The sequence below is a fragment of the Dyella sp. SG609 genome (assembly GCF_012275375.1).
Taxonomy (GTDB): Bacteria; Pseudomonadota; Gammaproteobacteria; order Xanthomonadales; family Rhodanobacteraceae; genus Dyella_D; species Dyella_D marensis.
Window position 1 is genome coordinate 158,018 of sequence record NZ_JAAZQJ010000004.1, and the last position, 24,750, is coordinate 182,767.

Genomic DNA, 24,750 nt, shown 5'->3' on the forward strand with positions numbered 1-24,750 from the left:
GACGCGCAGCCGCGGGCGACGGGAAGTCGCCCACCACTCGCGAGACCGCAAGGAGCGGAACCCGCGGGTTACAACGACAACGAAAGCTCTACGGAGGACGGGAAATGTTTGAACTGGTCGAAAAACTCGCACCGAACGCAGTCATCAAGGTCATCGGCGTGGGCGGTGGCGGCGGCAACGCCGTGGCCCACATGCTGGGCGCCAACATCGAAGGCGTCGAATTCGTCGTGGCGAACACCGATTCGCAGGCGATGAAGACTTGCGGTTCGCGTACCCACCTGCAGCTCGGCGCCAACGTCACCAAGGGCCTGGGCGCGGGCGCCAACCCCGAAGTGGGCCGCCAGGCCGCCCTGGAAGACCGCGAGCGCATCGAGGAAATGCTCGAAGGCGCGGACATGGTCTTCATCACCGCCGGCATGGGCGGCGGCACCGGCACCGGCGCGGCGCCGGTCGTTGCCCAGCTGGCCAAGGAAAAGGGCATCCTGACCGTGGCCGTGGTCACCAAGCCGTTTCCCTTCGAAGGCCGCCGCCGCATGCAGGTGGCGATGAAGGGCATCGAGGACCTGTCGCAGCACGTCGACTCGCTGATCACCGTGCCGAACGAGAAGCTGCTGTCGGTGCTCGGCCGCGAAGTCACCCTGCTGAACGCCTTCAAGGCCGCCAATGACGTGCTGCTGGGCGCGGTGCAGGGCATCGCCGACCTGATCACGGCCCCGGGCCTGATCAACGTCGACTTTGCCGACGTGCGCACCGTGATGTCCGAAATGGGCATGGCGATGATGGGCTCGGGCACCGCCCGCGGCGACGACCGCGCGCAGGCCGCCGCCGAGGCCGCCATCAACAACCCGCTGCTGGAAGACGTCAACCTCAACGGCGCCTGCGGCATCCTGGTCAACGTCACCGCCGGTCCGAACCTGACCATGCGGGAGTTCGACGAGATCGGCCGCGTGATCCACGACTTCGCCAGCGAAGACGCCACCGTGGTGATCGGCACCTCGCTCGACCCGGAAATGCAGGACGACGTCCGCGTCACCGTGGTGGCCACGGGCCTGAACCGCGCCGCGGCCGTGCGCCAGCCGCAGCGTCCGCAGGTGACCCAGCAGGTGGAGATGCGCCAGCGTCCGCGCCCGGTGGTGCTGCGCACCGGCACCGGCAACGAAGTGGTGGACTACGCCCAGCCCGACGTCGTGGCCAGCCGCAGCGACGCTGCCCCGGCCAAGGGCGCCGACCCGAGCTTCGACTACCTGGACATCCCTGCCTTCCTGCGCCGCCAGGCGGACTGAGTTCGGTCAATAGAAAAAAAATGTTCAAAAAGGAGTGAACAAACGTCAGATTGACTTGTCAGTCACATTACGTGCCTGGCGGCTGCTGCAAAGTTGGCCGCTTGTGCGTTCTCCCGCCCAGGGGCGGGGGAGTGTGCTGACGCCGGTCTGCGTGCTCCTGGAGGAACATGACAAGACTGTGCGTCCGGGATGACGCACGACTTGACCGGGGTATTTCCGCCCCGGCCGGTCCGACGCCCGCCACCGGATTTCCCGTCCCGGTGCGGGCGTCGTGTCGACCCTAACTAGCTGACGGAATTGAGGTATTTCGCCGCCTGGACCGCCTTCTGCTTTTCACAAGGATGAAAATGGCATGAAAGCGTGAACAGACTGTACGGGCCGGTTTGCTATTTTCAGTGGTTAAAACTGTGTTAGCATCCGTCTCCTGTTGGCTGCTGCCCCTTGCAGGTACCAAAAAAATGATCAAGCAGCGTACGCTCAAGAACATCATCCGGGCCACCGGCGTCGGTCTGCATACCGGCGACAAGGTCTACATGACGCTCCGCCCCGCCGCGCCGAACACCGGCATCGTTTTCCGCCGCACGGATCTCAATCCGCCGGTGGAAATTCCCGCCCGTCCCGACAACGTCGGCGACACCCGCCTGTCGACCACCCTGGTCAACGGCGACGTGCGCGTCTCCACCGTGGAGCATCTGCTCTCGGCGATGGCCGGCCTCGGCATCGACAACGCTTACGTCGATCTGTCGGCGCCGGAAGTGCCGATCATGGACGGCAGCGCCGGTCCCTTCGTGTTCCTGCTGCAGTCGGCGGGCATCGAAGAGCAGAACGTCGCCAAGCGCTTCATCCGCATCAAGAAGCCGATCAAGGTGCAGGACGGCGACAAGTGGGCCAGCTTCGAGCCGTTCGAAGGCTTCAAGGTCGGCTTCTCGATCGAGTTCAACCACCCGATCATCAGCAAGCGCACTTCCAAGGCGGAGATCGATTTCTCCACCACTTCGTTCGTGAAGGAAGTGAGCCGCGCGCGCACCTTCGGCTTCATGCGCGACATCGAGATGCTGCGCGAACACAACCTGGCGCTCGGCGGTTCGATGGACAACGCCGTGGTGCTGGACGACTACCGCGTGCTCAACGAAGACGGCCTCCGCTACGAGGACGAATTCGTCAAGCACAAGATCCTGGACGCCATCGGCGACCTGTATCTGCTGGGCCACAGCCTGATCGGCGCCTACTACGCGCACAAGTCCGGCCATGAGCTCAACAACAAGCTGCTGCGCACGCTGATGGCCGACGCCACCGCGTGGGAAGAGGTCGTCTACCAGGACGATCCCGCCACGGCTCCGATCTCCTACGCGCATCCCGCCCAGGCGATCTGAAGCATTCGCCTCCGGGCGAAGCTGAACAAACTGAACGGCCGCGTCCTCCGGGACGCGGCCGTTTGTTTTGTGATATACCTCGCCCCTTCGTCCTGGCACGACTCACGTATTCGGGATGTCAACGTCTTACGTGACCGTGGAGCCATGCTATAAACCCGCCACTGCCGATCGGGCAATGCGGGCGAACCGGCCGCTGGCGATCGCAGGATGTCTTGTCTGAACCGGGCGGCGAGTCGAACTCAGCCCTTCGGTTTGCGGGAATCAGCAGTTTCGGCGATGGACGCCAGCTCGAGGAACAGACGCTGCAATTCGCTGTCTGTCTGAGAGATCGCCGCGGCCCTCAAGTGGTCTGCGGCAGCAGGCGAAAGCGGTTTTGACCGATCCGGCAAGGTTTCAGCCGGTGGTAGGGGGGCCACTTTCACGGTGAGGTATCCGGCGCGCACGCCGATGGCATGCGCGGCAGCGAGGATTTGCGTCTGCATAAGACGAAGCCTCGAAGCCAGCGCCGGCGTAGGAGCCAGGAACACAAGACGGCCGTCGCGCAGGTTGGCGAATCTCACCTGCTCGCGGAGCGGTGACGGCAGCGTCTGGCGCAGTGCACGATCCAACGCCTCCAGCTCACTGGCCTTGCGGGCCAGCTTGGCGAAGGGGCCACATTCGGTAAGGGATTTCAGTCCTGAGCCGGTGCGGCGGGGAGCGTAGGGAACGTCGCGCTGCATGGGTGCCGACATCTTCGACGTGGAAAAACATGCAAATCATACTCGTGTCACGCACCAAGCGGGTGCCGAAAACCCTCGATCTGGCCGACCGGCGCCTGCGCTATCGGCTGATCGCAACGGCAGTCGCGGCGGTGCTGGCCTGTGCGGCGCTCGGCGCCACCGTGGCCCTTGCGGTAGCCAGTCCGCGCGACCGCGCGCTGGCCGAAATCAGCCAGCTCCATCAGCAGGTGTCCAAGCAGAACGTGCAGCTGGGCGACGTCCGCAAGGACGCGCAGCGCGACATCGATGCGCTCGCCGCCAAGCTCGGCCAGCTGCAGGCGCAGTCCACCCGCCTCAACGCCCTGGGCGAGCGCCTGGCGCAGATGGGCAAGCTCGACAGCACCGAATTCAATTTCGACGAACAGCCCCCGGTCGGCGGCGTCGAGGACGTCAACGACAGCGCCTACGCGCTGCCGCAGGCGCTGGATGCCGGCATCGACCAGCTGGCCAGCCGCTTCGACAGCCAGCAGGCCCAGCTCTACGCGCTGCAGAGCCTGCTGCTCGACGCCAAGATCGAATCCAATCTCAAGCCCACCGGCATGCCGGTCGAAGGCTATATCTCCTCGTATTTCGGCGGCCGCCCCGATCCGTTCAGCGGACACGCGGCCTACCACACGGGCCTGGACATCTCCGCCCCCACCGGCACGCCGGTGCATGCGGTGGCCGAAGGCATGGTCACCTTCGCGGGGTTGCGCAGCGGCTACGGCGACGTGATCGAGATCGACCACGGCAACGGCTACATGACCCGCTACGCGCACAACAGCTCGCTGATCGTGCGTCCGGGCCAGCGCGTGCACGTGGGCGACGTGATCGCCAAGGCCGGCTCCACCGGCCGTTCCACCGGATCGCACGTGCATTTCGAGGTCTGGTACAAGGGCAACGTGGTCAATCCGCTCGCCTACGTGCGCAACCATCGCTGATCTCGCGGAAGCCCAGGGCCCCGCGCGCCGGGGCCTCTTGAAACACCCCTCCAGCGCCGCCAAACACTCCACCGGGAAGGATGACGGGGTCTGCCGCAAGAGGTTGCGGCCGATACGGGCCACCGGCTGGGGCAAGCCCCGGCCCGCGTTCGTTTGGGATCGCCCGGCGACCCTAGTATCATCAACCCTTTCGTCCCGCCCCTTCTCCGGCGGCGGGCGTCTACGACTCATGCAGATCCGGAAGATCGATGCTCAATCGCGCCCTGACCAGCCTTTTCGGTAGCCGCAACGACCGCGTGCTGCGGCAGCTTTCCAAGTCTGTCGCCCGCATCAACGCGCTCGAGCCCGAGTTCGAAAAGTTGAGCGACGCCCAGCTGCGCGCGAAGACCGACGAGTTCAAGGAGCGCATCGCCGGCGGCGAAGCGCTGGACAAGCTGCTGCCCGAAGCCTTCGCCGTGGTGCGCGAAGGCGCCAAGCGCGTGCTCGGCATGCGCCATTACGACGTGCAGATGATCGGCGGCATGGTGCTGCATTCGGGCCGCATCGCCGAAATGCGCACGGGCGAGGGCAAGACCCTGGTCGGCACCCTGCCGGTGTACCTCAATGCGCTGGAAGGCAAGGGCGTGCACGTGGTCACGGTGAACGACTACCTGGCCCGCCGCGACTCCGCCCAGATGGGCAAGCTGTACAACTTCCTCGGCCTGACCGTGGGAGTGGTGTGGCCCGGCATGAATCACGCCGACAAGGGCGAGGCCTACGCCGCCGACATCACCTACGGCACCAACAACGAATTCGGCTTCGACTACCTGCGCGACAACATGGCCTCGAGCAAGGACCAGCGCTACCAGCGCGGCCTGCACTACGCCATCGTCGACGAGGTTGACTCGATCCTGATCGACGAAGCGCGCACCCCGCTGATCATCTCCGGCCCCGCCGAGGATTCCCCGCAGCTGTACATCGCGGTGAACAAGATCGTGCCGAAGATGATCCGCCAGGAGAAGGAAGACTCACCGGGCGATTACTTCGTCGACGAGAAGCAGAAGCAGGTGCACCTGTCCGAAGAGGGCATGTCGCACGCAGAAGAACTGCTGCAGCGCGCCGGCGTGATCGAAAGCGAGACCGGCCTGTACGACTCCAAGAACCTGGCCGTGGTGCATCACCTGAATGCCGCATTGCGCGCCAATGCCATCTACCACCGCGACGTGGACTACATCGTCCGCGACGGCGAGGTGGTGATCGTCGACGAATTCACTGGCCGCACCCTGGTGGGTCGCCGCTGGTCCGACGGCCTGCACCAGGCAGTGGAAGCGAAGGAAGGCGTGCCGATCCAGCGCGAGAACCAGACGCTGGCGACCATCACCTTCCAGAACCTGTTCCGCATGTACAAGAAGCTGGCCGGCATGACCGGTACGGCCGACACCGAAGCGTACGAGTTCCAGCAGATCTACGGCCTGGAAGTGGTGGTCATCCCCACCCACAAGCCGATGATCCGCAAGGACAACGCCGACATGGTCTTCCTCGGCCAGCAGGCCAAGTACGACGCCGTGGTCGAGGACATCACCGACTGCCACAAGCGCGGCCAGCCGGTGCTGGTGGGCACCACCTCGATCGAGGTGTCGGAGCTTTTGTCCAAGCTGCTCAACAAGGCCAGGATTCCGCACGAAGTGCTCAACGCCAAGCAGCACGAGCGCGAGGCGCACATCGTGGCCCAGGCCGGTGCGCCGGGCTCGGTCACCATCGCCACCAACATGGCCGGCCGCGGTACCGACATCGTGCTGGGCGGCAGCCTGGAGGCGGCCCTGGCCGCGCTGCCGGAAACCGCCACCGACGCCGAACGCGCCAAGATCAAGACCGAGTGGAAGAAGAAGCACGAGCAGGTGCTGGAAGCCGGCGGCCTGCACATCGTCGGCACCGAGCGGCACGAATCGCGCCGCATCGACAACCAGCTGCGCGGCCGTTCGGGCCGCCAGGGCGACCCGGGCTCTTCGCGCTTCTACCTGTCGCTGGAGGACAACCTCCTGCGCATCTTCGCCGGCGACTGGGTCGGCCGCTGGATGCGCATGTTCGGCATGAAGGAAAACGAGGCGCTGGAAGACCGCATGGTCAGCCGCCAGATCGAAAAGGCGCAGCGCAAGGTCGAGCAGCACAACTTCGACATCCGCAAGCACCTGCTGGAATTCGACGACGTCGCCAACGACCAGCGCAAGGTCATCTATGCGCAGCGCGACGAACTGCTGGAAACCGACAGCATCGCCGACACCATCGCCGACATCCGCGACGACGTGGTCAGCGGCGTGGTGCGCCGCCACGTGCCGGCCGACAGCATCGACGACCAGTGGGACCTGCCCGCGCTGGACCGCGAGCTGGAAAGCGAATTCGGCCTGCCGCTCGACGTGAAGCACTGGGTCGAGAAGCAGGACGACGTCGACGCCGGCATGATCCTCGAGCACGTGCGCGAGGCGGTCGAGAACCTGTTCAAGGCCAAGGAAGAGCAGATCGGCGCCGACACCATGCGCCAGCTCGAGAAGCACATCATGCTCAGCGTGCTGGACAACGCCTGGAAGGAGCACCTGGCCAGCATGGATTACCTGCGCCAGGGCATCTATCTGCGCGGCTATGCGCAGAAGCAGCCCAAGCAGGAGTTCAAGCGCGAGTCGTTCGAGCTGTTCTCCAACATGCTCGACCGCATCAAGACCGAAGTGATCCAGATGCTGGCGCGCATCCGCATCCGCAGCGAGGAAGAAGTCGCCGCGATGGAAGCCGAGCAGCAGCGCATGGCCGAGCGCCTGTCGCGCCAGATGCAGGCCACCGGCGGCGGCGCCCCGGTCGGTGCGCTGGGCGCCGATCCGGAAGCCGTGGCCGCCGGCAGCCTCAGCGCCGCCGTGGCCGCGGGCAACGAAGGCCCGAAAGTCGGCCGCAACGATCCTTGTCCCTGCGGCTCGGGCAAGAAGTTCAAGCATTGCCATGGCCAGCTGAGCTGAAGCCAGCCGGCATCGCGCACGAAAAAGGCGGCCATCGGCCGCCTTTTTCTTTTCCGCATCGGCGCTGGAGCTCAGTCCTCGCCCGGCATCCGCTTGCGGTGCGGTTCGGCATCCACGGTGATGTACTGCGGCTCCTCGCTGTCCAGGCGCAGCGCGGTGAGCTTGCCGCCCCACACGCAGCCGGTGTCGATGGCATAAACACCTAAGCCCGCGAAGCGGCCCAGCGCCGACCAGTGCCCGCACACGATGCGGCTCTCGCGCCGCTTCATGCCCGGCACCTCGAACCACGGATACATGCCCGGCTTCTGCGTGCCGGGGATGTCCTTGCTCTCGAAATCGATGCGGCCGTGGATGTCGCAGTAGCGCATCCGCGTGAAGGTGTTGATCGAGGCGCGCATGCGCTCGATGCCCTGCAGGCGGCTGGTCCAGGCCGCCGGGCGGTTGCCGAACAGGTTCTTCAGGATGCGGCCGTGGCGCGGGCTGGACAGCTCGCGCTCCACTTCCTGCGCCGAGCGCAGCGCCTGGCGCAGGGTCCAGATCGGCGCCAGGCCGGCGTGCACCATGGTCCAGCCCAGGGCTTCGTCGTGGTGCATCAGCTTCTGCGAGCGCATCCATTCGAACAGCACCGGCGCGTCGTCCGCGAACAGCACTTCGCGCAGCTCGGGATTGACCTTGGACTGCGCCTCCGGCCGCCGCTGCGCGATGGCCAGCAGGCTCAGGTCGTGGTTGCCCAGGGTGAGCACCACCTGCTCGCGCAGGCTGTGGATGAGGCGCAGGGTTTCCAGCGACTGCCCGCCGCGGTTGACCAGGTCGCCGCAGAACCACAGCCGGTCGGCGGCCGGGTCGAAGCGCAGTTTTTCCAGCAGGCGTTGCAGTTCGGGGAGGCAGCCCTGCACGTCGCCGATCGCATACGTAGCCATCAGTGCAGCGTACGCGGGATGGACAGGGTGAACGGCGCGATCGGTGCCTCGAAATGGGTGCCGTCGTCGGCCAGCATCTGGTAGCTGCCCTGCATGATGCCTACCGCGGTCTCCAGCACCGCGCCGGAGGTGTATTCGTAGTCGTCGCCGGGACGCATCCACGGCTGCTCGCCGACCACGCCCTCGCCGCGCACTTCCTCCACCTTGCCGTTGGCATCGGTGATCACCCAGTGGCGGGCGATCAGGCGCGCGGGCACGTCGCCGGCGTTGTGCAGCGTGACGGTGTAGGCGAACACATAGCGGTTGTCGCCGGGCTTGGATTGGTCGGGGACGAAGCGTGTTTCGACCTGCACGTCGATCGTGTAGGAGGCTTTCTCGGTCATGACGGGATTGTAAGGCTTGCCGACACGCATGGAGCAAGCCTGACCGCGCACGCCTGAACCGGGCATGCCCGCGGCGCGCTTGTCACGTCGCGGTTGGCACCTTGGCCAGCCGGACGAAATCCAGCGGCGCCAGGGTTTCGGCGCGCGCCTTGGGGTCGATGCCTGCCGCTTCGATCGCGGCCGCGTCCATCAACTGTTTCAGGCCGTTGCTCAGGGTCTTGCGCCGCTGCGCGAAGGCGGCCTTGACGATGGCGTAGACGCGCTCGGGATCCGCGTCGTGGCGCTGTTCCGGCGGCAGCGGCACCACGCGCACCACGGCCGAGTCCACCTTCGGCGGCGGGCGGAACGCGCCGGGCGGTACGGTGAACAGCGGCTCCACCCGGCAGGCCAGCTGCAGCATCACGGATAGACGTCCATACACCTTGCTGCCGGGCTCGGCCGCCATGCGGTCGACCACTTCCTTCTGCAGCATGAAGTGCATGTCCTGGATCGCCGCGGCGTGGTCCACGCAATGGAACAGGATGGGGCTGGAGATGTAGTACGGCAGGTTGCCCGCGATGCGCACGCGCTCCACGCCGAGCTCGCGCGCCAGCGCGGTGAAATCCACCTTCAGCACGTCGGAGTGCACGATGCGCAGCTCGCCCACCGCATCCGCGCGTGCCTGCAGGCCGGGGATCAGGTCGGTGTCCAGCTCGATCGCGGTGAGCTTGCCGGCCGCGGCCAGCAGGGGCAGGGTGAGCGCGCCCTCGCCGGGGCCGATCTCTACCACCACGTCCGCAGGCCTGGGCGCGATCGAGCTGACGATGCGCTCGATGTAGCGCTTCTCGTGGAGGAAGTGTTGGCCGAAGCTTTTCTTGGGGCGGGCGTTCATGGCATTCCGGAAAGCGGGCTCAGCCGCGTGCGGCGCGGCGGGCGGACAGGTCGAGCGCCATGCGCGCGGCGGCGATCAGGCTGGACGGATCGGCGCGGCCGCTGCCGGCCAGGTCCAGCGCCGTGCCGTGGTCCACCGAGGTGCGGATAAAGGGCAGGCCGAGCGTGAGATTGACGGTGCGGTCGAAGGCTTCGCTCTTGAGCACCGGCAGCGCCTGGTCGTGGTACATCGCCACCACCGCGTCGTAGCCGGCGCGCTGCGCGGGTACGAAGGCGGTGTCGGCCGGCAGCGGGCCGAGCAGCTGCATGCCTTCGGTGCGCAGCGCTTCCATCACCGGCGCGATCGTGTCGAGCTCCTCGCGGCCCAGGTGCCCGGCCTCGCCGGCATGCGGATTCAGGCCCAGCACCGCGATGCGCGGCGCGGTGAAGCCGAACTTGTCGCGCAGCTCCGCGTGCACGATGCGCAGCGTGCGGGTCAGGCCTGCGGCGGTGATCGCGGCGGACACCGCGGCCAGCGGCAGGTGCGTGGTGGCCAGCGCCACGCGCAGTTCCGGGCTGGCCAGCATCATCACCACGTCGCTGCGGCTGCGCTCGGCGAAGAATTCGGTGTGGCCGCTGAAGCGGATGCCGGCGTCGTTGATCGAGGCCTTCTGCAGCGGCGCGGTGACCACGGCTTCGTAGCGGCCGCTCATGCAGCCGTCGGCGGCTTCGGCCAGGGTGGTCAGCACGTGGGTGGCATTGCGCGGATCCGGCTGGCCGGGGCGTTCCTCGGCGGCCAGCGGGATATGCCGCACGCGCAGCGTGCCGGCAGGGCGCTCGCCGAGTGGCGCGCCATCGTCGTCGATCAGTTCGATCCTGCTGCCGCAGCGCCGCGCGGCGCGCTCGAGCAGGCCGCGATCGGTGACCGCAATGAAATTGGCCGCCAGCGAAGTGGCGGCCAATCGGATCAGCAGCTCGGGGCCGACGCCCGCCGGTTCGCCAGCGGTGACGGCGAGCCGGGGCAGCGCGACCGCGTTCAAGGCATCCCTCAGGAGGACTTGCCCGGCGCGGGGTCGCGCAGTTCCGGCACCAGGATGTTGACGTAGGCGCTGGAGCGCATGTCGCGCAGGAAGTCCTCGTAGGCCTGCTCGGCCTTGCGGTTGCCGATGGCCTGGCGGGCCTGGTCGCGCGCGATCTGGTCGGTCAGGTCGCTCTGGCGCATGCCCAGGCGCTGCATGATGTGCCAGCCGGCTTCGCTCTGGAACGGCTTGGAGACCTCGTTGTCCTTCAGGTCGCCGATCTGCTGGGCGATGGTGGTGCCCCAGGCCTGCTGCGGGAACCAGCCCATGTCGCCGCCGTTGTTGGCGGTGGTGTTGTCCTTGGACTCGTCCTTGGCCAGCTTGGCGAAGTCTTCCTTCTTGTTGACGATGCGGTTGTACAGGTCCTCGGCCTTCTGGCGGGCCTGCTCCGGCGTCACGATTTCGCTGGGCTTGATCAGGATCTGGCGGGCGTGGAATTCCGGCACCACCTGGCGGGTCGGCGCGCGCTGTTCCATCAGCTTGATGATGTGGAAGCCGGTGGGGCCGCGCAGGGCCGGGCTGACGTCGCCCACCTTCATGCCGGCGACGGCGTCGGCGAAGGCCGGCGGCACTTCGTCCATGCGGCGCCAGCCGAGGTCGCCGCCTTCGAGGGCGTCCTGGGCGTCGGAGTAGCGGATCGCCGCGGCCTTGAAATCCATGCCGCCGTGCACCGCGTTGATGGCTTCCTCGGCCTTCTTCTGCGCCGCGGCGATCGCCGCGGCGTCGCCGCCGGAGGGCACGCCGATCTGGATGTGCGCGAGGTGGATCTCGCCGGCCTTGTAGGTGGGGCTGGCCAGCAGGTTGTTGATCTCGCTGTCGGTGACGTTGACCGAATCGCGCACCACGCTCTCGTGCAGGCGCTGGGCGATCAGCTGCTCGCGCAGCTGCTGGCGGAACGCGGCGAAGCTGGAACCTTCCTGTTCCACCGCGGCGCGCAGCTGGTCGGCGGACATCTTGTTCTGCTGGGCCACGGCGCCCACGGCCTGGTCGACGTCGGCGTCGGACACGCGGATGCCCTGGTCGTCGGCCTTCTGCACCTGCAGCTTCATCAGCACGAGGCGGTCGAGCACCTGGCGCTGCAGCACGTCCATCGGCGGCAGCTGGCCCGGCTGGCTGGCGTACTGCTGCTGCACCGAGCGGACGGCGTCATTGAGTTCGCTCTGCAGGATCACGCCGTCGTCCACCACGGCCACGATGCGGTCCAGCGGCTGGTTGGCCTGGGCGCCGGGCAGCAGCTGGGCGTGGGCGGGAACGACGACGGCTGCGGCAACCGCGAGCAGGAACAACGCGAAAGGCTGTTTCATTACGTTTGGGACCTTCAATCGCCTCAGGCGGCGACCGGGAAGTTATTGATAGCCAAGGATACCACGGCGCAGCACCCCTTCCGTCTGGCCGTTGAAGGCGCCCAGACCCTTGAACTGCAGCTCGAACATGATGGCGTTGTTGGCGCGGGCGTTGGCGGTGGCGAAGTTGTAGGTGTTGACGTAGTGGCGGCCCACCACGCGCACCGCGACGCAGCAACTGTCGTATTCCACGCCGGCCAGCGCTTCCACCGTCCGCTTCTCCATCACCGAGTACGTCCAGCGGCCGACCAGGCGCCAGCGTTCGGAAACGGGGTAGACCGCGGAGGCGTCGTATTGTTCCAGCAGGCCGCGGCGGTAGCGGTAGGAGAAGTTGAGGATGCCGTCCGTACCGATCCGGCGCTGCACGCTGAACGCGGCCAGGTCGGTGCTGCGGCCGATGAAGTACGCCTTGCCGGTGATGTCGACGCCGCCCTGCTGGCGCTTGTGCGGGTCCCACTGGTACTGCGTGCTCAGGCGCCAGTCGTCGTCCAGCTGCATGTTCAGCTGGGCCACGTAGTTGGAGCCGGACCAGTCGGTCGGCGCGCCGGTGGTGTTGTTGCTGTTCGGCAGCTGCACGCGCTGCTGGTTGAAGTAGCGGATCTGGCCGAAGCTGGCCGACAGGCGTTCCACGCCGTTGTCGTCCAGCAGGCGCGTGGTCAGCGCCGCGGTCAGGTTGTTCGCATTCATCTGCCGGTCCGCGCCGGAATACTGGTTCGGCGAGAACAGCTGCCAGTAGTCGAACGACATCAGGTTGGTGTCGAACAGCGGCAGGTTGTTCTGGTTGCGGTACGGCACGTACAGGTAGTACAGCCGCGGCTCCAGGGTCTGCGTATAGCCCTTGCCGAACAGCGTGGTGAGGCGGTCGAACACCAGGCCGGTATCCAGGCTGGTGATCGGCACCGAGCGGCTGGGCGAGCGGTTGGTGAACGGCGAAGTCTGGCCCGTGCTCAGCGGCGTGTAGTAGCCGTAGCGGTCGTAGCCGCCGCTCAGTTCATAAGTGGTGTAGCGGTAGGCCACCTTCGGCCGGATGAACCACGCCGCGCCGCGGAAATCCGCCGCCAGGTAGGGGTACAGGTCCAGGCGGTTGCCTTCGACCACGTCGTCCTTGCGGAACGCCACCGCCTCGGTGCTGGCGCCGAATTCCAGCCACTTCTGCAGCGGCAGGTTGACGTTGAAGGTCGCCCGCGGCCAGCGCTTGTACTGCACGGCGCTGTCCGGCAGGGTCGGGTCGACGTTCTGGTAGCTATCCGCGCCGAACGTCGCGGTCCACCAGTTGCCGCCGCCCACGACGTAGGCGCTGGAGGTCAGCGTGCCGATCGCCGAGGTGTACAGGTCGTTGCCGAAGTCGCGCAGGTAGTTGCGGTCCGAGGCGCGGTTGATGCTGGTGGTGAAGGTCCACGGGCCGATCAGGTGCGACTGGTCGTTGAACTTCACCAGGTAGCGGTCGTCGCCCTTGGTCTGCTCCACGCTGTCCGGGTCGTTGGCGCCGCGGTCGTTGTGCAGGTATTCGATATTCAGCTGGCCGGTGGTGCCCGGGATCAGGTTCAGATAGCGGAACTCGCCGGCCAGCATCAGGCCGCGCGAAGTGTAGATGCGCGGCTCCAGCGTGGCGTCGTAGTTCGGCGCCAGGTTGAGATAGTACGGCGCGCCCAGCATGAAGCCGGAGCGGTTGGAGTTGCTGAAGGTCGGATACAGGAAACCGCTCTTGCGCCGGTCGTCGATCGGGAACGTGAAGTAGGGCAGGTACAGGAACGGCACGTTGGCGAAGCGCATGGTGGCGCCGTGCGCCGTGCCCACGCCGGTTTCCTTGTCGATGCGCAGGTCCTTCGAACGCACTTCCCACAGGTGGTGGCCCACGTCGCAGGTGGAATAGCTGACGCGGGTGTAGTGGGTGCGCTGCGCGTCCAGCATCTGGCCCTGCTGGGCCGTGCCGTTGCCGCGCGAGGCGAGCATCTGGTAGCGCACCGTGTCGGCGATGCCGGTGCTGGAGTCGGTGTTGCCGCGGATGTGCTCGGCGTTCAACAGCTGGCCGGCTTCCTGGTAGCGCACGTTGCCGCGTGCGTCGTAGTCGGTGCTGTCGCTGTTGTAGTCGGCGGTGTCCGACTGCAGCTTCTGGTCGGCGCGCTCGATCAGCACGCGGCCCTGCAGGTGGTAGACGGTCTGGTCGGAGCTGTCGACCTGCTCGGCGTACACCTCGGTGTTGGCGGTGTCGCGCAGCGTGGTGTCCTTGGGCAGTGCCGGGTCGTAGAACTCCAGCAGCGCGTTCGGGCGGCACATGGTGTAGTTCAGCGGGCGCGGCTTGCAGTGGAACGAGCCGAGCGGGCAGGACGGCGTGTCGGGGGCCTGGTTCTCGGCGCCCTGGGTCCCGTCGGAGGTCGACTGGGCTTCGGCCTGGCCGCCCATCAGGGCGAGGGCCGCGGCAACCGCCAGCAGGCGGCGCGGGGGCAGGTGGCGCGAGGTCGGCTTGGGCGTCACGATGGCGGTCTGCTGGTTTCGGAAAGGTCGTTAAGCTAGCAGAAAGACCCCATATACGGCAGGCAACACCCCCATCCCCAGCCTGAGGATTCAGCATGAGCGAGACCAAGCTGACCAAGACCGATGCCGAGTGGCGCGCCGAGCTCACCCCCGAGCAGTACGCCGTCTGCCGCTGTTCCGCCACCGAGCGCCCGTTCAGCGGCAAGTGGTACCAGCACCACGACGCGGGAACCTACGTCTGCGCCGCCTGCCACAGCCGCCTGTTCGGCTCCGACGCCAAGTACGACTCCGGCTCCGGCTGGCCCAGCTACTACCAGCCGATCGAACCGGGCACGGTGACCGAGCACGCCGACGACAGCCACGGCATGAGCCGTATCGAGGTGCGCTGCGCCCATTGCGATTCGCACCTGGGCCACGTCTTTCCGGACGGCCCGCAGCCGACCGGCCTGCGCTACTGCATCAATTCGGCGGCGCTGGATTTCAAGCCGGCCGGTTCGTAAGAACTCAGTCCATCAGCTCGGCGACGTGCGCGCCGACGCTGGCGGCCAGGGCCTGGAGGTCGTAGCCGCCCTCCAGGGTCGAGACCAGGCGGTCGGCGGCGTGCGCGCGGGCCAGGTCGAGCAGGCGTCCGGTGATCCAGGTGTAGTCCTCGGTGCCCAGCTGCAGCTGGGCCAGCGGGTCGGCGCGGTGGGCGTCGAAGCCGGCCGAGACCAGCACCAGCTGCGGCTTGAAGGCGAACAGCTTCGGCAGCAGCGCGCCTTCCCACAGTCCGCGGAATTCCTCGGAACCCTCGCCCGCGGCCAGCGGCGCATTGACGATATTGCCGACGCCGCGCTCGTCCGCGCGCCCGGTCTGCGGATACAGCGGCGACTGGTGGCTGGAGACGTACATCACGCGGCTGTCGCGCTCGAAGATGTCCTGCGTGCCATTGCCGTGGTGCACGTCGAAATCGACGATGGCCACGCGCTTGAGGCCATGCTCGGCGATGGCATGCGCCGCGGCCACGGCCACGTTGTTGAACAGGCAGAAGCCCATCGCGCGATCCGGCGTGGCGTGATGGCCCGGCGGGCGCACCGCGCAGAACGCGCGTCCGCCGCCGGCCATGGCCATGTCCACCGCCGCCACCACGGCGCCGGCGGCGCGCAGGGCGGCCTCGGCGGAACCGGGCGACATCAGGGTGTCCTCGTCCAGCCGCACGGTGCCGTCGGCCGGCGCGATGGCGAGGATGCGCTCCACGTGTTCCGCCGCGTGCACGCGCAGCAGCTGCTCGCGCGTGGCGCGCGGCGCCTCGATGCGGTCCAGTCCGGCGTAGCGGTCGTGGTCCAGCGCGCGCAGCACGGCGCGCAGGCGCGAGGGCGATTCGGGATGGCCTTCGCCGGGATCGTGCTGCAGGCAGGCCGGATGGGTGTAGAGCCGCAGCATGCGGCGGCTCAGCCCGCGGCGGGCTTGCGGCGGCGCTCGTGCTGCCACAGCACTTCGCCGTGGCCGCCGGCGCGCGCCAGCACGCGGCAGATCACGAACAAAAGATCGGACAGCCGGTTCAGATAGCGCTGCGCCTGTGGACGCACCGCTTCCACGCGGGCCAGCGCAATCACTTCGCGCTCGGCGCGGCGGCACACGGTGCGTGCCAGGTGGCAGCAGGAGGCGGCCATGCCGCCGCCCGGCAGGATGAAATCCTTCAGCGGCGGCAGCGGTTCGTTGAAGCCGTCGAGCACCTGTTCCAGGCGGTCGATGTCGCTGTCGTCGATCATCGCCATGCCGGGAATGCACAGCTCGCCGCCCAGATCGAACAGGTCGTGCTGCACCTGGGTGAGCGCCTCGCGCACGGCGTCGTCCACGCCGTCGCTGGCCAGCACCATGCCGATGGTGCTGTTGAGCTCGTCCACCGTGCCGTAGGCGCCGACGCGCAGCGAATCCTTGGCCACGCGCGAACCGTCGCCGAGGCCGGTGCTGCCGTCGTCGCCGGTGCGCGTGTAGATCTTGGAAAGACGATTGCCCACGCCGGAACTCAGCGCGTCAGCTTGGAATGGTCGGCATGGCCGAGCGTGCGCGAGAGCTGGGTGGCCAGCGCATGCACCACCAGGCCCAGGCCCGCCCACAGCGCGGTGGTTTCCAGGAAGAACAGGTACCAGTCGGCCATGTTGGCGAACCAGGCCGCCACGCTGCGCGGCTGCGGCACGGTGGCGCTCAGCCAGTAGTAGCTGCCGTTGGAGACCACATAGCAGGCCGCCCAGCTCACCAGCAGGGCGCCCACCGCCAGGCCCAGGCCGCGCACGTTCAGGCCCGGCTTGCGCGCGGCCAGCCAGCTGCCGCCCATCCACAGCGCGAAATACGAGGGCACCAGGAACCAGTAGGCCGCCGAGACGCAGTAGTGCTCCCAGAAATTGATGCCCTGGCCGGTGATCACGAAGTAATCGGCCAGCACCGCCAGCGCCATCAGCAGCGGGAAGGCCCAGCGCGCCGAGCCGCGCAGCCAGAAGCCCGCCAGGAAGAACACGCCCCAGGAGGCGTCCCACACGTCGTGGTGCAGGATCGAGATATGTACGCGGGTGGCGGCCATGACCAGGGCGAGGGCCGCGAAGATGCCGAGGCGCTGGGATTGCGTCGTAGCCATGAGCTGCTCCAGAAAAAAGTGTCGCGAGAAAATGCAGACGCGAAGTCTATCGCAAGTGGGTGCGGGCTTGATTGGGCGGGGCTGGCGGTAAGCCCCTCTCCCACCGGGAGAGGGGTTGGAGTGAGGGTACGGCCGGAGCGCAAGAGTGATGCGCGCCGCTCCGGCCGAACCCTCATCCGGCTGCCGCCACCTTCTCCCGATGGGAGAAGGATCTCGCATTGAAGGTTTGGGAATGCCTCAACGCTGAGCCCCTCTCCCTCCGGCGACCCGCAGGTAGTCCCCGTGGGAGAGAGGGGTTGGGGTGAGGGTACGGGCGGAGCGCAAGAGTGATATGCACCGCTCCGGCCGGACCCTCATCCGGCTGCCGCCACCTTCCTCGCTCCTCAAAGCCGGGCACATCCCTGTGCACTCCCCGCGTGCTCCCGGAGGGAGAAGGGCTAGCTCTTGAGGACTGAGCCAAGAGAGGCCGGCCGAGCGCGTATCATCCCCCGGGACCCTTCCCCCGGTGCCCCGCCAGCGATGACTTCGTCCCCGCCTTCTTCCACCCGCTCCCCCGTGCTCATCGTCGGCGGCGGCCTGGTCGGTGCCAGCCTGGCCATCGCGCTGGATGCGGCCGGGGTCGATGCCGTCATGGTCGAGGCCGCCGCGCCGCGCGCGGATGCGCAGCCCAGCTACGACGAGCGCAACCTCGCGCTGTCCCGCGCCACGGTCAACGGCCTGCAGGCGATCGGCGTGTGGCGGCATGCCGCTGCGCTGGCTACGCCGATCCGGCATATCCACGTCAGCCGCGCCGGCGATTTCGGCAGCGTGCGCCTGGACGCGCAACGCGAAGGCGTCGACGCCCTGGGCTGGACCTTGCCCGCCCGCGAACTCGGCAACGCCCTGCTGCGCCGCCTGGACGAATGCCAGCGCCTGCGCCGCCTCGCCCCGGCCCGGCTGGAAGCGCTGGAGCCGCTGGCCGAAGGCTGGCGCGCGCGGGTGAGCACGGCGGCAGGCACGCAGGAGATCGACGCGGCCCTGCTGGTCGGCGCCGACGGCACCGCCTCGTCGGTGCGCGACCGCCTCGGCATCGACGCCGAAACGTACGACTACGGCCAGACCTTGTTCGTCTGCACCGTCACTCCCGAACGCCCGCACGCCAACCGCGCCTACGAGCGCTTCGCCGACCACGGCCCCGTGGCCCTGCTGCCGCTGGCCGAGCGCCGCTGCGGCCTGGTGCTGACTGTGCCGACCGAACAGGCCGCCGAGGTGACGGCGCTGGACGACGAAGGTTTTCTCGCCTTCGCGCAGCAGCGCTTCGGCTGGCGCCTGGGCCGCCTCGCGCGGCCGGGCAAGCGGCATCCGTATGCGATCAAGCGCGTGGCGGCGGGGCGGCTTACCGGCCCGCGTGCCGTGCTGGTGGGCAATGCGGCGCAGACGGTGCATCCGATCGGCGCGCAGGGTTTCAATCTCGGCCTGCGCGATGCGCTGACCCTGGCGGAACTGGTCGCCGCGGCCGCCGACCCCGGCGCGCCCGCGCTGCTGGAGCACTACGCCGCGCGCCGCGCGCCGGACCGCGAAGGCACCATGGGCATGAGCCACGGCCTGGTGCAGCTGGCCTGCCTGGAACAGCCCCTGCTCGGCCCGCTGCGCTCGCTGGCCCTGCTGGCCTGCGACCGCGTGCCGCCGCTGCGCAGCCTGCTGGCGCGCAAGGGCATGGGCTTCCGCGCCGAGCCGCCGCAGGCGGTGCTGGAGCGTCTGCCATGACTCAGACGACTGCACGTGGTGACGCGCGTCGCCGTGGCCCGGCGCTGGATGTGGCGGTGGTCGGCGGCGGCATGGTCGGCGCGGCTGCGGCGCTTGCGCTGGCGCGTGCCGGTTTCGCCACCGCCTTGATCGAGGCGCGCGAACCGGCGCCGTGGTCGGCCGAGCAGGAAGTCGATCTGCGCGTGGTGGGCCTGGCGCCTTCGTCCATCGCCTTGCTCGACGAACTCGGCGTGTGGGCGTCCATCCGCGACTCGCGTTCCAGCCCCTACGCGCATATGCACGTGTGGGACGCCGAAAGCGGCGCCGCCATCCATTTCGACGCGGCCAACGAAGGCCGCGACCTGCTCGGCCATATCGTCGAGAACAGCCTGGTGCAGTGGCGCCTGTGGCTGGCGCTGGATGCGGCCGGCGTGCAGCGGCTGTGCCCGGCGGAAGTGAAGGGCTTCGAAGCGCAGGAAGACCGCATCCAGCTCGATCTGGCCGACGGCCGATCCATCGCCGCCCGCCTGCTGGTCGCCGCCGACGGCGCCGGCTCGCCGCTGCGCAAGCTCGCCGGCATCGGCACGCGCGGCCGCGATTACGCGCAGCGCGCGGTGGTGGCGCACGTGCGCACCGAGCGGCCGCACGAAGGCACCGCGTGGCAGCGCTTTCTTCCCGACGGCCCGCTGGCGCTGCTGCCGCTGGCCGACGGGCGCAGCTCCATCGTGTGGTCGCTGCCGGAAGACGAAGCCAAGCGCGTGCTCGCGCTGGACGACGCAGCCTTCCTTGCCGAACTCGGCACCGCCAGCGATTTCCGCCTGGGCCGCATCGTCGGCGCCACGAAGCGCGCGGCCTTCCCGCTCAAGCTGCAGCTGGCCGAAACCTACCAGGCCGACCGCTTCGTGCTGCTCGGCGACGCCGCGCACGCGGTGCATCCGCTGGCGGGGCAGGGTGTGAATCTGGGCCTGCGCGACGTGCTGGAACTGCGCGACACCTTGCTCGCCGCGCGCGCAGCCCACCGCGATATCGCCGCCGCCCACGTGCTGCGCCGCTACGCGCGCCGCCGGCGCAGCGCCGACACGCTGGACGCGCTGGGTTTCGACGCACTGGCACGCATCTACAGCTGGCGCGCTTCGCCGCTGATCGCCGCGCGCGGCGTTGGCGTGCGCCTGGTCGACCAGCTGTCGCCGCTGAAGCGCCGCCTCGCGGAGCATGCCGCCGGGCGCTGAGCCGCCGTCACTGCAAGCTTTCTTCGCACACCGTCAAGGAGTGGATCATGCGTATCGCACGACTCGGTTGTCTGCTGTTGCTGTCCGGTCTGGCCTTCGCCGCGCAGGCGAAGATGGTGCACAAGCCGGTGGAGTGGACGCTGGACGGCACCCGCTTCCACAGCGTGCTGGTCTACGACGACGCGGTATCCGCCAAGCGCCCCGCGCTGGTGATGGTGCCGAACTGGTACGGCGTGAACGACCTGGCGCTGAGCAAGGCCGAAGGCATCGCCGGCAAGGACTACGTCATCCTGGTCACCGACATGTACGGCGCCACCGTCCGCCCGAAGAGCGACCAGGAAGCGCAGGCCGCGGTAAAGCCGCTGTACGGCGACCGCGCGCTGATGCGCAAGCGCGTGTCCTACGCGCTGGACCAGCTGAAGGCGCAGGCCAAGGACGCGCCGATCGACGTGTCGAAACTGGCCGCGATCGGCTTCTGCTTCGGCGGCTCCGCCGTGCTGGATCTGGCCCGCGCTGGCGCCGACGTGGCCGCGGTGGTTTCCTTCCACGGCGGACTGGCCACCGACAACCCGGAACTGGCCAGGCAGATCAAGGCCCGCGTGCTGGTGTTCAACGGCGCCGACGACAAGGGCACCATGCCCGACGCCGACAAGTTCATGGACGAGATGCGCGGCAGCAAGGCCGACTGGCAGTTCGTGGTGCTGGGCAATGCGGTGCATTGCTTCACCGAGACGGACCAGCACCGCGAAGGCTGCGCGTATGACGAGCGGGCGGCGAAGCGGAGCTATCGGATGATGGGGGATTGGTTGCGCGGGGCTTTTAGCAACACGCCGTAACCTGCATACGAAGCACTCTTCTCCCCTCCGGGGAGAAGATGCCGGCAGGCAGATGAGGGGCGGGTGCTCGCGGTAAAAGATCGACGAAGTACCGCTCGCTTTGCAGCGTCCGCTTCACCGCTCCGTAGGCCCCCCTCACCCCAACCCTCTCCCCGCAGGGGAGAGGGGGCAAGAGCGTCAGTTGCCAGACGCATGAAGGCCGCGATGTTGGGGTTCGCCTTTGGCTCACCCCAACCTACGCCAGCGGTGCGATGCGCGGATCAATAGCTCCGCTGCACCGAATAATCAGCCAATGCCGCCAGCGCATCGCGATACCGCGACGGCGGCAGCGCTTCCAGCGCATCCCGCGCCGCATGCGCATGGAACACGGCGTGCTCGTGCGTGCGGTCCAGCGCACCGGAATCGCGGATCGCCGCGATGATCCGCTCCAGCGAATCCAGCCCGCCGTGCTCGATGGCGTGGCGCAGCGACTGCACCTGCTCCGGGTCGGCCTTCTGCATGGCGTAGATCAGCGGCAGGGTCGGCTTGCCCTCGGCGAGGTCGTCGCCGATGTTCTTGCCCAGGGTGTCGGCGTCGCTGACGTAGTCCAGCAGGTCGTCGGCGATCTGGAAGGCATAGCCCAGTTCCATGCCGTAGCGGCGCAGCGCGGCGATCTGGTCTTCCGGCAGGCCGCCGAGCACGCCGCCCAGTTCGGTGGCGGCGGCGAACAGCACCGCAGTCTTGCGCTCGATCACCGCCAGGTAGGCGGCTTCGTCCACGTCGGCATTGCCGATATTGAGCAGCTGCAGCACCTCGCCCTCGGCGATGGTGTTGGTGGTGTCGGCCAGGATGCGCATCACGCGCATGTCGTCTAGTTCCACCATCAGCTGGAACGAGCGCGAATACAGGAAGTCGCCCACCAGCACGCTGGCCGCATTGCCCCACACCGCGTTGGCGGTCTTGCGGCCGCGGCGCAGGTCGGACTCGTCGACCACGTCGTCGTGCAGCAGGGTGGAGGTGTGGATGAACTCGATCACCGCGGCCAGCTTGATGTGCTGCTCGCCGCCATAGCCGGCGGCGCCGGCCGCCAGCACGTGCAGCATCGGGCGCAGGCGCTTGCCGCCGCCGGCGATGATGTGGTCCGCGATCTGGTTGATCAGCACCACGTCGGAGGAGAGCCGGCGGCGGATCAGGCCGTCCACCCGCTTCATGTCGTCGTCGGCCAGCGCGCGCACGTCGGCGAAATCGGTCGGGCGGATGGCGGTGGCGGGCATCGTGGTCATGGCGGGGTCGCGGCTTCGTAGCGAACGATTATAGGGGGAGGGCGCGCCATTTCGCCGCCGGAAGGTCATGGTGCGCCGGGAGACACAGCCTGTTTCCCCGCTGGAACGTTTGCAAACCGGCCGCCGCGCCCCAATCATCAGCGCATTCGATCCGGCCTCGCGCCGGCTATCCCGGGGTGCCGACGATGGCCCATGAAATCATTGCCCTGCTGGCCGAATACGGCCTGGTGCTGGTGTTCTTCAACGTGCTGGTCGAGCAGGCCGGCGCGCCGGTGCCGGCGGTGCCCACCCTGGTCGTGGCCGGCGCCCTGGCCGCCAATGGCCAGCTGCCGCTGATGGGCGTGGTGGGGCTGGCCCTGCTGGCCTGCCTGCTGAGCGACCTGGTCTGGTACTGGGCCGGCCGCCGCTACGGCGCGGGGGTGATGCGCACCCTGTGCCGCATTTCCCTGTCCCCCGATTCCTGCGTCAAGCAATCCGAGCTGCGCTTCCAGCGCTGGCGCGGGCAGGTGCTGCTGGTGGCCAAGTTCGTGCCCGGCCTGTCCACCGTGGCCCCGCCCCTGGTCGGCGCGCTGGGCCTGCGCCCGGCCATGTTCGTGCTGATGGACGGCCTGGGTTCCCTGCTGTGGCTGGGCCTGGCCGTGGGCCTGGGCTATGTGCTGGCGCCGCAGATCGACCAGGTGCTGGTGGCGCTGGGCAATGCCGGCACCATCGCGCTGGAAGTGGTCGGCAGCCTGCTGGCGCTGTACATCCTGATGAAGTGGTGGCAGCGCCACCGCCTGATCGCCACCCTGCGCATGGCGCGCATCACCGTGGACGAACTCAAGCGCGCCATCGACGAAGGCCTGGAGCCGGTGCTGGTGGACGTGCGCTCGCCGGCCGCCCGCATGGTCGACACCCGCGTGATTCCCGGCGCCTTGCTGGCCGACGTGGCCGGCATCGACCGCGCCGTGCACGACGTGCCGCTGGACGCCGAGCTGGTCATCTACTGCAGCTGCCCCAACGAGGCCTCCGCCGCCGTCGCCGCCAAGAACCTGATGCAGCAAGGATATCGCCGCGTGCGCCCCCTGCTGGGCGGCCTGGACGCCTGGGAAGCGGCCGGCTTCGCCATCCTGCGGCTGCCGCCGGAAGGCGCCGACGCCGAGGACGGGCACCTGCCTACGCAGCACGCGGCCTGAGCCTTACCCGGGGCGAAGGCGCGGCGTCCTGACTCTTGAGACCGCGATCGGTATTATGACCGGCCATATCAACCCCGGCCGTACTCCTCCCTATTTACGGCCGGCCAATCGAGGAAACCCATTCCATGGCCCGTGGCATCAATAAAGTCATCATCGTCGGCAACCTGGGCGCCGACCCCGAGACGCGCTACACCAGCAGCGGCACCGCGATCACCAGCCTGCGCATCGCCACCTCCGAGCAGTGGACCGACAAGCAGAGCGGCGAGCGCCAGGAGCGCACCGAGTGGCACCGCGTGAAGCTGTTCGGCAAGCTGGCCGAGATCTCCGGCGAATACCTGAAGAAGGGCCGCCAGGTCTATATCGAAGGCTCCCTGCGCACCGACAAGTACACCGACAAGGACGGCGTCGAGCGCTACAGCACCGACATCATCGCCAACGAGATGCAGATGCTGGGCGGTGGCGGCGGTGAAGGCGGCGGCGCGGGTGGCGGTGGCGGCGGTTACCAGCGTTCGCAGGGCGGCGGTGGTGGCGGTCAGCGCCAGGGTGGCGGCGGTGGTGGCTATGGCAACCGCGGCGGTGGCGGTGGTGGCGGCGATTACGGCAATCGCGGCGGCAGCGACTTCGGTGGCGGCGCCAGCGGCGGCGGCAACCGCGGCGGCAACGACTACGGCTCGCGCCAGTCTTCTCCGCCGCCGGTGGAGAACAACAGTTTTGATGATGACGATATTCCGTTCTGACGATCACCCCGTTCCTAGGTGGTGAGAAAATTAGAGATAGAAGCCCCGCTTATGCGGGGCTTTCTTTTTTCCAGAGTTAGAAAAGGATGCCGCAATCCATGACTTCTATTTGCCGATGCGCTTCCATACCGACACGGCGACGCTGTCACTGCCAGGCTGAGCGGGAACCTGGTAGCTCAGTTCATCGTCGGACAAGGTATAAGGGCGAACCTGCACCGTGCCGTTCCATCGCTGGATGTATGAAAGATCAATGTGGAACGTCACCGTATGTGCCGCGGCGTCGAGATCGACATGGCCATAATGCGTACTGGCCAACTCACCGGGCTTGAATTCCTTGCGCATGCCACGCTCGTCGACTCCAAGCGTCGGCTCGTTGCTACGAAACACTTGCAGGGAGTAATCCCCCTCCTTGCCGACGACCAGGATGCCTTTGGGCTGCGATCCGAAGCCGAAGGTCTTTGTTCCGTCCTTGTGTAGGTCATACGCAGACTTTAAGGTCCAGGTGCCTGCGAGCGGCGACATGGCTTTGCCCGAAGCGGGCGCCCCGTCCGCGCTTTGTGCCGCCTTCTCCGGGACGCTTGTGCCGGCCATTAGCGTTGGCGACAAGATCAACAGCGCGAGAGCTATTTTGCATCGGTGCATGGGAATGCCTTTGGGCTGGAGGAGCCAAGCGTAGCCTCCCGCCATGTGCCAATGAATCCGTCAGAAATGAATTTCTGCCATTGCAAAATGAAATGATCACGGACGCTGCGGGCATCTCCCGTCACCCGAAGATCGGTGGCACGGAGAGGGGCTTACGCTCCGACAT

Annotated in this window: 22 protein-coding genes; 10 read left to right on the plus strand and 12 right to left on the minus strand. The window is 67.7% G+C overall.

Annotated features, from left to right (window positions below; translation table 11 throughout):
• Positions 1-104: 104 nt before the first annotated feature.
• Both ftsZ and lpxC read left to right on the plus strand, forming a co-directional pair.
• Entirely contained in the window at positions 105-1,283 is a 1,179-nt protein-coding gene (gene ftsZ, locus FHW85_RS09295) for a cell division protein FtsZ (protein WP_167252478.1), read from the plus strand.
• Positions 1,284-1,741: 458 nt separating this feature from the next.
• Positions 1,742-2,656: a UDP-3-O-acyl-N-acetylglucosamine deacetylase gene (gene lpxC / locus FHW85_RS09300; protein ID WP_167252477.1), complete on the plus strand. Its 915-nt coding sequence runs from the start codon at positions 1,742-1,744 to the stop codon at positions 2,654-2,656.
• A gap of 239 nt (positions 2,657-2,895) precedes the next feature.
• Here lpxC and FHW85_RS09305 read toward each other — a convergent pair whose 3' ends face one another.
• Positions 2,896-3,375 (minus strand): DUF721 domain-containing protein, encoded by a 480-nt coding sequence (locus tag FHW85_RS09305; protein WP_167252476.1) that lies wholly within the window; start codon positions 3,373-3,375, stop codon positions 2,896-2,898.
• Positions 3,376-3,404: 29 nt separating this feature from the next.
• Between FHW85_RS09305 and FHW85_RS09310 the strand changes: the two genes are divergently transcribed.
• Positions 3,405-4,334, plus strand: coding sequence for a M23 family metallopeptidase (locus FHW85_RS09310; protein ID WP_167252475.1), 930 nt, complete (start codon positions 3,405-3,407; stop codon positions 4,332-4,334).
• 248 nt (positions 4,335-4,582) lie between these two features.
• Positions 4,583-7,315 carry a preprotein translocase subunit SecA gene (gene secA / locus FHW85_RS09315; RefSeq protein WP_167252474.1) on the plus strand — a complete coding sequence of 911 codons (2,733 nt, stop codon included), beginning with the start codon at positions 4,583-4,585 and terminating at the stop codon, positions 7,313-7,315.
• Positions 7,316-7,386: 71 nt separating this feature from the next.
• Here secA and FHW85_RS09320 read toward each other — a convergent pair whose 3' ends face one another.
• The 6 genes from FHW85_RS09320 to lptD form a co-directional block, all read right to left on the minus strand.
• Complete coding sequence (locus FHW85_RS09320; RefSeq protein WP_167252473.1) at positions 7,387-8,235, minus strand: symmetrical bis(5'-nucleosyl)-tetraphosphatase; 849 nt, start codon at positions 8,233-8,235, stop codon at positions 7,387-7,389.
• Positions 8,235-8,618 carry a Co2+/Mg2+ efflux protein ApaG gene (gene apaG / locus FHW85_RS09325; protein WP_167252472.1) on the minus strand — a complete coding sequence of 128 codons (384 nt, stop codon included), beginning with the start codon at positions 8,616-8,618 and terminating at the stop codon, positions 8,235-8,237. Before apaG ends, FHW85_RS09320 begins: the two co-directional genes overlap by 1 nt.
• A gap of 82 nt (positions 8,619-8,700) precedes the next feature.
• Complete coding sequence (gene rsmA / locus FHW85_RS09330; protein WP_167252471.1) at positions 8,701-9,489, minus strand: 16S rRNA (adenine(1518)-N(6)/adenine(1519)-N(6))-dimethyltransferase RsmA; 789 nt, start codon at positions 9,487-9,489, stop codon at positions 8,701-8,703.
• 19 nt (positions 9,490-9,508) lie between these two features.
• Positions 9,509-10,507, minus strand: a complete 999-nt coding sequence (gene pdxA / locus FHW85_RS09335; RefSeq protein ID WP_168648062.1) for a 4-hydroxythreonine-4-phosphate dehydrogenase PdxA — start codon at positions 10,505-10,507, stop codon at positions 9,509-9,511.
• A gap of 8 nt (positions 10,508-10,515) precedes the next feature.
• On the minus strand, positions 10,516-11,850 hold the full coding sequence (locus tag FHW85_RS09340) for a peptidylprolyl isomerase (protein WP_168648063.1): 1,335 nt from the start codon (positions 11,848-11,850) through the stop codon (positions 10,516-10,518).
• 42 nt (positions 11,851-11,892) lie between these two features.
• Positions 11,893-14,364, minus strand: coding sequence for an LPS assembly protein LptD (gene lptD / locus FHW85_RS09345; RefSeq protein WP_343203552.1), 2,472 nt, complete (start codon positions 14,362-14,364; stop codon positions 11,893-11,895).
• Between the two features lie 95 nt (positions 14,365-14,459).
• On the opposite strand from lptD, the gene msrB reads away from it, so the two are divergent.
• Positions 14,460-14,864, plus strand: a complete 405-nt coding sequence (msrB, locus tag FHW85_RS09350) for a peptide-methionine (R)-S-oxide reductase MsrB (protein WP_167252468.1) — start codon at positions 14,460-14,462, stop codon at positions 14,862-14,864.
• Positions 14,865-14,868: 4 nt separating this feature from the next.
• On the opposite strand, the gene FHW85_RS09355 is transcribed toward msrB, so the two are convergent.
• The 3 genes from FHW85_RS09355 to FHW85_RS09365 are packed head-to-tail and all read right to left on the minus strand — an operon-like array spanning position 14,869 to position 16,978.
• Complete coding sequence (locus tag FHW85_RS09355) at positions 14,869-15,783, minus strand: histone deacetylase family protein (RefSeq protein WP_208399600.1); 915 nt, start codon at positions 15,781-15,783, stop codon at positions 14,869-14,871.
• Between the two features lie 11 nt (positions 15,784-15,794).
• Positions 15,795-16,364, minus strand: a complete 570-nt coding sequence (locus tag FHW85_RS09360; protein ID WP_167252466.1) for a cob(I)yrinic acid a,c-diamide adenosyltransferase — start codon at positions 16,362-16,364, stop codon at positions 15,795-15,797.
• 8 nt (positions 16,365-16,372) lie between these two features.
• A complete protein-coding gene (locus FHW85_RS09365; protein WP_168648064.1) occupies positions 16,373-16,978 on the minus strand; it encodes a hypothetical protein in 606 nt (201 codons plus the stop codon).
• Positions 16,979-17,497: 519 nt separating this feature from the next.
• On the opposite strand from FHW85_RS09365, the gene ubiH reads away from it, so the two are divergent.
• The 3 genes from ubiH to FHW85_RS09380 are packed head-to-tail and all read left to right on the plus strand — an operon-like array spanning position 17,498 to position 20,768.
• The gene (gene ubiH / locus FHW85_RS09370; protein WP_168648065.1) at positions 17,498-18,724 is read left to right on the plus strand and encodes a 2-octaprenyl-6-methoxyphenyl hydroxylase; all 1,227 of its coding nucleotides are present in this window, start codon (positions 17,498-17,500) and stop codon (positions 18,722-18,724) included.
• On the plus strand, positions 18,721-19,932 hold the full coding sequence (locus FHW85_RS09375) for a UbiH/UbiF/VisC/COQ6 family ubiquinone biosynthesis hydroxylase (RefSeq protein WP_168648066.1): 1,212 nt from the start codon (positions 18,721-18,723) through the stop codon (positions 19,930-19,932). The genes ubiH and FHW85_RS09375 overlap by 4 nt, the downstream gene beginning before the upstream one ends.
• A 47-nt stretch (positions 19,933-19,979) precedes the next feature.
• Positions 19,980-20,768, plus strand: a complete 789-nt coding sequence (locus FHW85_RS09380) for a dienelactone hydrolase family protein (protein ID WP_168648067.1) — start codon at positions 19,980-19,982, stop codon at positions 20,766-20,768.
• A 260-nt stretch (positions 20,769-21,028) separates the two neighbouring features.
• On the opposite strand, the gene FHW85_RS09385 is transcribed toward FHW85_RS09380, so the two are convergent.
• Entirely contained in the window at positions 21,029-22,030 is a 1,002-nt protein-coding gene (locus tag FHW85_RS09385; RefSeq protein ID WP_168648068.1) for a polyprenyl synthetase family protein, read from the minus strand.
• Positions 22,031-22,215: 185 nt separating this feature from the next.
• Here FHW85_RS09385 and FHW85_RS09390 point away from each other — a divergent pair, with 185 nt between their 5' ends.
• Together FHW85_RS09390 and ssb are read left to right on the plus strand one after the other, a co-directional pair.
• Positions 22,216-23,205, plus strand: coding sequence for a DedA family protein/thiosulfate sulfurtransferase GlpE (locus tag FHW85_RS09390; protein WP_167252460.1), 990 nt, complete (start codon positions 22,216-22,218; stop codon positions 23,203-23,205).
• Between the two features lie 125 nt (positions 23,206-23,330).
• Positions 23,331-23,942, plus strand: a complete 612-nt coding sequence (ssb, locus tag FHW85_RS09395) for a single-stranded DNA-binding protein (protein ID WP_168648069.1) — start codon at positions 23,331-23,333, stop codon at positions 23,940-23,942.
• A 105-nt stretch (positions 23,943-24,047) separates the two neighbouring features.
• Here ssb and FHW85_RS09400 read toward each other — a convergent pair whose 3' ends face one another.
• A complete protein-coding gene (locus FHW85_RS09400; protein ID WP_168648070.1) occupies positions 24,048-24,629 on the minus strand; it encodes a lipocalin-like domain-containing protein in 582 nt (193 codons plus the stop codon).
• Positions 24,630-24,750: the final 121 nt, after the last annotated feature.

What these genes read in the sequence shown, in the direction of transcription:
- ftsZ (WP_167252478.1), top strand. Translation starts at nt 105, where the DNA reads ATGTTTGAACTGGTCGAAAAACTCGCACCGAACGCAGTCATCAAGGTC.
- lpxC (WP_167252477.1), top strand. Translation starts at nt 1,742, where the DNA reads ATGATCAAGCAGCGTACGCTCAAGAACATCATCCGGGCCACCGGCGTC.
- FHW85_RS09305 (WP_167252476.1), bottom strand. Translation starts at nt 3,375, where the DNA reads ATGCAGCGCGACGTTCCCTACGCTCCCCGCCGCACCGGCTCAGGACTG.
- FHW85_RS09310 (WP_167252475.1), top strand. Translation starts at nt 3,405, where the DNA reads ATGCAAATCATACTCGTGTCACGCACCAAGCGGGTGCCGAAAACCCTC.
- secA (WP_167252474.1), top strand. Translation starts at nt 4,583, where the DNA reads ATGCTCAATCGCGCCCTGACCAGCCTTTTCGGTAGCCGCAACGACCGC.
- FHW85_RS09320 (WP_167252473.1), bottom strand. Translation starts at nt 8,235, where the DNA reads ATGGCTACGTATGCGATCGGCGACGTGCAGGGCTGCCTCCCCGAACTG.
- apaG (WP_167252472.1), bottom strand. Translation starts at nt 8,618, where the DNA reads ATGACCGAGAAAGCCTCCTACACGATCGACGTGCAGGTCGAAACACGC.
- rsmA (WP_167252471.1), bottom strand. Translation starts at nt 9,489, where the DNA reads ATGAACGCCCGCCCCAAGAAAAGCTTCGGCCAACACTTCCTCCACGAG.
- FHW85_RS09340 (WP_168648063.1), bottom strand. Translation starts at nt 11,850, where the DNA reads ATGAAACAGCCTTTCGCGTTGTTCCTGCTCGCGGTTGCCGCAGCCGTC.
- msrB (WP_167252468.1), top strand. Translation starts at nt 14,460, where the DNA reads ATGAGCGAGACCAAGCTGACCAAGACCGATGCCGAGTGGCGCGCCGAG.
- FHW85_RS09365 (WP_168648064.1), bottom strand. Translation starts at nt 16,978, where the DNA reads ATGGCTACGACGCAATCCCAGCGCCTCGGCATCTTCGCGGCCCTCGCC.
- ubiH (WP_168648065.1), top strand. Translation starts at nt 17,498, where the DNA reads ATGACTTCGTCCCCGCCTTCTTCCACCCGCTCCCCCGTGCTCATCGTC.
- FHW85_RS09375 (WP_168648066.1), top strand. Translation starts at nt 18,721, where the DNA reads ATGACTCAGACGACTGCACGTGGTGACGCGCGTCGCCGTGGCCCGGCG.
- FHW85_RS09380 (WP_168648067.1), top strand. Translation starts at nt 19,980, where the DNA reads ATGCGTATCGCACGACTCGGTTGTCTGCTGTTGCTGTCCGGTCTGGCC.
- FHW85_RS09385 (WP_168648068.1), bottom strand. Translation starts at nt 22,030, where the DNA reads ATGACCACGATGCCCGCCACCGCCATCCGCCCGACCGATTTCGCCGAC.
- FHW85_RS09390 (WP_167252460.1), top strand. Translation starts at nt 22,216, where the DNA reads ATGGCCCATGAAATCATTGCCCTGCTGGCCGAATACGGCCTGGTGCTG.
- ssb (WP_168648069.1), top strand. Translation starts at nt 23,331, where the DNA reads ATGGCCCGTGGCATCAATAAAGTCATCATCGTCGGCAACCTGGGCGCC.
- FHW85_RS09400 (WP_168648070.1), bottom strand. Translation starts at nt 24,629, where the DNA reads ATGGCGGGAGGCTACGCTTGGCTCCTCCAGCCCAAAGGCATTCCCATG.